This window comes from Gemmiger formicilis (assembly GCF_016901605.1).
In the GTDB taxonomy this organism is placed as follows: Bacteria; Bacillota; Clostridia; order Oscillospirales; family Ruminococcaceae; genus Gemmiger; species Gemmiger formicilis_B.
This window is the reverse complement of record NZ_JACJKP010000325.1, coordinates 1-1135: the sequence shown is the minus strand read 5'-3', so window position 1 is coordinate 1135 and position 1135 is coordinate 1. Positions and strand designations below refer to the sequence as shown.

Genomic DNA, 1135 nt, shown 5'->3' with positions numbered 1-1135 from the left:
GGAAAGCGGCAAGACCAAGTTCATTCAGGAAACCATGGAGGACCCCCAGTTCGATTCCGGCGACAAGACCCTGTTGCTGGTCTGCGAAGAGGGCGAGGAAGAATACGATCCCGAACGGTTTGCCTTTGGCGGGGTGCATGTGGCCCAGCTGGAGGACAAGAGCGAACTGACCCGGGAGAACCTGACCGCCCTGGAGAAAAAGTCCGGCTGCGGACGGGTCATTATTGAATACAACGGCATGTGGCTGATCCAGGACCTGTACGATGCATTGCCGGACAACTGGCTCATTTACCAGTGCCTGGCCACGGCGGACGGCACCACCATCAAGACCTATGCGGGCGACAATGCCATGCGCGCCCTGCTGCTGGACAAGCTGCGCGGCAGCGAACTGCTGGTGGTCAACCGGGCCGAGCAGGTCAACGACGAGGAAAGCCGCCAGCTGATCCACAAGCTGGTGCGCCAGGCCAGCCGCCGGTGCGACATTGCCTACGAATTTGCCGACGGCAGCGTGGGCTATGACGACATCCCCGATCCGCTGCCCTTTGACATCAACGCCCCGGTCATCGAGATTCCGGAGGAATTCTTCGGCATCTGGTATATGGACTGCATGGACGATGCCAGCAAATACGACGGCAAGACGGTCAAGTTCCTGGCGCAGGTCTGCCAGACCAACCGCGCGGGCAAGAACAGCTTTGTGCCCGGCCGTTTTGCCATGACCTGCTGCGTGCAGGACATCCAGTTTGTGGGCTTCCCCTGCAAGTACGATGATTACAAGAGTCTGGAACAGCGCAGCTGGATCACCCTGACCGCCAAGGTCAATGTGAAATACCACCCCATCTACCAGGGGCAGACCCCCGACGCCACCGGCCCGGTGCTGACCGCCCTGGCTGTGGAGCCCGGCGAGAAGCCCAAGGACGATGTGGTTATGTTCAGCTGAACAGGGGACCGTTCTTTTCTTGCAAGAAAAGAACCAAAAGAACTCTCATAAAAAATATCCCGCAGGGATTTTCCCTGCGGGATATTTTTATTGGATTTTTTCGGATCTTCCTCGCAAAAAGGGGCGGCCCACGCTGCTGCCATCTTACGGGGTAAAAGGTTGAGCTTTCTTTGCCTTGTTTTTTTGGTAACGGCAAGG

2 protein-coding genes are annotated in these 1135 nt (G+C 57.6%); one reads left to right on the top strand and one right to left on the bottom strand.

Annotated features, from left to right (window positions below; genetic code table 11):
• Positions 1–937: TIGR03943 family putative permease subunit (locus tag H6B10_RS14595; RefSeq protein ID WP_204652260.1), on the top strand; the 937-nt coding region annotated here is incomplete at its 5' end.
• Here the strand turns inward: H6B10_RS14595 and H6B10_RS14590 are convergent.
• Positions 930–1135, bottom strand: a 206-nt coding sequence (locus H6B10_RS14590) for a hypothetical protein (RefSeq protein ID WP_204652259.1), incomplete at its 5' end; no start/stop codon positions are given. The two genes, H6B10_RS14595 and H6B10_RS14590, sit on opposite strands and share 8 nt — an antisense overlap.